At 75.3% G+C, this 3,387-nt stretch carries 3 protein-coding genes and 1 pseudogene; 3 read left to right on the top strand and 1 reads right to left on the bottom strand.

Going from position 1 to position 3,387, the window contains the following annotated elements; genetic code table 11:
- Window positions 1–330, bottom strand: a pseudogene (locus AAHZ94_RS31035) (TerD family protein); the annotation flags it as partial.
- A gap of 269 nt (window positions 331–599) precedes the next feature.
- Between AAHZ94_RS31035 and AAHZ94_RS31030 the strand changes: the two are divergent.
- The 3 genes from AAHZ94_RS31030 (at window position 600) to AAHZ94_RS31020 (ending at window position 3,231) form a co-directional block, all read left to right on the top strand.
- Window positions 600–1,859: a sugar kinase gene (locus AAHZ94_RS31030; RefSeq protein ID WP_349997050.1), complete on the top strand. Its 1,260-nt coding sequence runs from the start codon at window positions 600–602 to the stop codon at window positions 1,857–1,859.
- Window positions 1,856–2,602 (top strand): IclR family transcriptional regulator, encoded by a 747-nt coding sequence (locus AAHZ94_RS31025; protein WP_349997049.1) that lies wholly within the window; start codon window positions 1,856–1,858, stop codon window positions 2,600–2,602. Before AAHZ94_RS31030 ends, AAHZ94_RS31025 begins: the two co-directional genes overlap by 4 nt.
- A 215-nt stretch (window positions 2,603–2,817) precedes the next feature.
- Window positions 2,818–3,231, top strand: coding sequence for a RidA family protein (locus tag AAHZ94_RS31020; protein WP_349997048.1), 414 nt, complete (start codon window positions 2,818–2,820; stop codon window positions 3,229–3,231).
- The last annotated feature ends 156 nt before the right edge of the window (window positions 3,232–3,387 follow it).

The following is a 3,387-nucleotide window of genomic DNA, read 5'->3' as shown; positions in this document are numbered from 1 at the left end:
GGGGGGGGGGGGGGGGCCCGCGCGGGGGGGGGGGGGGGGGGGGGGGGGGGGGGGGGGGGCGGGGGCCGGGGGGGGGGGCGCCGCGGTCGGGTGCCCGGACGGGGCGGCGGTGGGCCCGGCGTGGTCGTCGGCCGCGTGCCGGTCGGGGGCCGCGCCGTCGTGGTCCTGGCCGGCGGGCGGCCCCGCGGTCTGGCCCGCCTTGGGTGCCGGTGCCGGTGCCGGTGCCGGTTGGTGGCGGGCCGCGGCGCCGGCGGTCTCGGGGTGCGTCCCGGCGGGGCGCGTCGTCGGCGCGGCGACCGGGTCCACGCCCCTGCTGTTCTCGGTGGCCATCGAGCCCCCCAAAGATTGTGTTGCATATACTGCAACATCCATTGCGTATATCGCTTACTGCTGTCTAACATCCCGGCAAGCGCCGGGTCAACGGTGCGAACCGCCCACCGAAACGCCAGGCCCCATCTGTCACACCAGCCACACCGGCCGTACCGGCCCGTACCGCCCCCAGGCGCCCGACCGGCGCCCCTGGGACGGGAACGGCGGGTACGGCGGGGCGGGCGGGGGCCCGGCCGGAGACCGCAGACCGTGCGATAGGAGCAAAAGCCATCGTGACCGCAGCCGCGAGCAGCCCGGACGTCGATGTCGTGTGCCTCGGCGAGTCCATGGTCACGTTCGTTCCCCGGCAACCGGGCCGACTCGCCGACGTGCCCGGCTTCGACCGCGGAATCGGCGGGGCCGAGTCCAATGTGGCCTGCACCCTGGCGCGTTCCGGCCATGCGGCGCGCTGGGTGAGCCGGGTCGGCGCCGACGGCTTCGGCGACCACCTGGTGGCGGCCATCGCCGGCACCGGCGTGGACACCGCGGCGGTCCAGCGCGACCCGTACCGGCCCACCGGCATCTACTTCCGCACGGCGGGGGAGCGGTCGGTCGAGGCCGCCGCGCCCGCCGGCGGCTCCGAGGTCGTCTACTACCGCGCGGGTTCGGCCGCCGCCGCGATGCCGCCCGGCGGCTTCGACCGCGCGGCGCTGTGGGGCGGCCGGGTGCTGCACCTGTCCGGCATCACCGCGGTGCTGTCCGACGACTGCCTGGCCCTGCTGCGCGAACTCACCACGCCGGCCCCCGGCCGTCCGCGGATCTCCTTCGACGTCAACTACCGGGTCGGGCTGTGGCGGGCGCGGGCCGCAGCCGCCCCGGCCGGTGCCCCGGGCCCCGCACTGCTCGCCGACCTCGCCCGCGGCTGCGACCTGGTCTTCGTCGGCGAGGACGAGGCGGAGGCGGCCTGGGGCCTGCGCGGCCCCGCCGCCATCCGCGCCGCCCTGCCCGAACCCGCCGTCCTGGTCGTCAAGCACGGTGCGGAGGGGGTGACGGTGTACGCGCGCGAGGACGGCGCCGCGGGGCCCGCCGCCCCCAGTTCCGTTGCCGGCGCGCCCGCCGCCGGGCCCGCCCCCGGTGACACCGGGACGTACGCGCCCGCGCTGCGCGTGGCCGTGGTCGCCCCGGTGGGCGCGGGCGACGCGTTCGCCGCCGGATTCCTCTCGGCCACCCTGCGCGGGCTGCCGGTCTTCGCCCGCATCCGGCACGGCCACCTGCTGGCCGCCGCGGCCCTCACCGTCCCCGGCGACCTGGCCTCGCCGCCCACCCGGGAGCACGCCGACCGGTTGGCCGCCCTCGACCCGGAAGCGTGGGGCGCGTTGCGGCTCGCGGCGGGGTGGACGGCTGCGGCAGACCCCGCGCGTACGAGCGCAACGGCGCACGACGGCGCGGACGCGGCGGCTCACGGCAGCGCGCGCGCCGACGGGGGAGAGGCCCCCGCTCCGGAGGTACCTACCGTAGGGGTACCTAACCCGGAGGTACGTAACCGATGAGTCAGACCGTTGACCGTGCGCTCAGCATCCTGCCGTTGCTCGCGGCGGGCCCGGCCAACCTGGAGCAGGTCGCGACGCGGCTCGGCGTCCACAAGTCAACGGCCCTGCGGCTGCTGCGCACGCTGCACGAGCACGGCATGGTCTACCGCCAGCAGGACCAGCGCTACCGGCTGGGCGCCCGGCTGTTCGCGCTCGCCCAGGAGGCCGTCGAGAACCTGGACGTGCGCGAGATCGCCCACCCCCACCTGGTGGCCCTCAACGAGAAGTGCGGGCACACGGTGCACCTCGCGGTGTACGAGGAGAACGAGGTGCTCTACATCGACAAGGTGGAGAGCCGCTACCCGGTCCGGATGTACTCGCGGATCGGCAAGCCGGTCGCCATCACCGTGGCCGCCGTCGCCAAGCTCCTCCTCGCCGACCTGCCCGAACCGGAGCGGCGGGCCATCGCCGAACGGCTCGAATACCCGCTCTACACCTCCCGTTCGACGCCGGGCCCGGCCGCCTTCCTGGCCGAACTCGTCAAGGTGCGCGACCAGGGCTGGGCCAGTGACCTGGGCGGACACGAGGAGTCCATCAACTGCGTGGGCGCGCCGATCCGTGGCGCCGACGGCCGGGTGGTCGCCGCGTGCTCGGTCTCGGCCCCCAACGTGGTGGTCACCGCCGAAGAGTTGCTGACCCTGCTTCCGCTGGTCCGGCACACCGCCGACGCGATCACCCGCGAGTATTCGGGACGGCACCAATGACCCTCGTCCACGGCTCCACCGGCTACGGCTCCCCGTTACCGAACGCCCGCGCCCGCGCTCGCGCGCGTACCGGCGTCCGTGCCCGTGTCCTCGCGCGCATGCGTACGGGCCCCGGCCGATCCAGATGAAATGAAGCGAGTCAGCCGAACCGGCCGGACCAGCCGGGGCGGTGTGACCCGTCCGTGCACCAGAGTGAAAGCAGAGGAAGTCCCCGCATGAGCGACAAGCTCCAGAAGACGGCCATCACGCCCGCCACCCACACCGCGCCGCCGGCGAAGTTCTCGCACGGCGTGCGGAAGGGCAACATCCTCCAGGTCGCCGGCCAGGTCGGGTTCCTGCCCGCAGTCGAAGGCCAGGCCCCGACGCCGGCCGGGCCGACGCTGCGCGAGCAGACCTTGCAGACCTTCGCCAACGTCAAGGCGATCCTGGAGGAGGGCGGCGCGAGCTGGGAGGACGTGCTGATGCTGCGCGTCTACCTCACCGACGTCGACCACTTCGCCGAGATGAACGCGATCTACAACGAGTACTTCGCCGACCTGAAGGAGGTCCCGGCGGCCCGTACGACGGTCTACGTGGGCCTGCCCGCCGGGCTGCTCATCGAGATCGACGCGCTGGCCGTACTGGGCTGAGCCCCGCCGCCGCGGGCCCTTCGGGCCACCCCCGACCAGGGGCCCGCGGCACCGGGACCGCCCACCCCGCCCCACCACACCGGGGGCGGGTAGGGCACGCCTCCCGCCCACACCTTCCCGGCGCCCGCGCACCCCGCGGGGCCGCGTGCACCACCG

Source organism: Streptomyces sp. HSW2009 (assembly GCF_040240285.1).
Classification (GTDB): Bacteria; Actinomycetota; Actinomycetes; order Streptomycetales; family Streptomycetaceae; genus Streptomyces.
The sequence above is the reverse complement of the archived record's forward strand: the minus strand, read 5'-3'. Positions and strand labels throughout refer to the sequence as shown.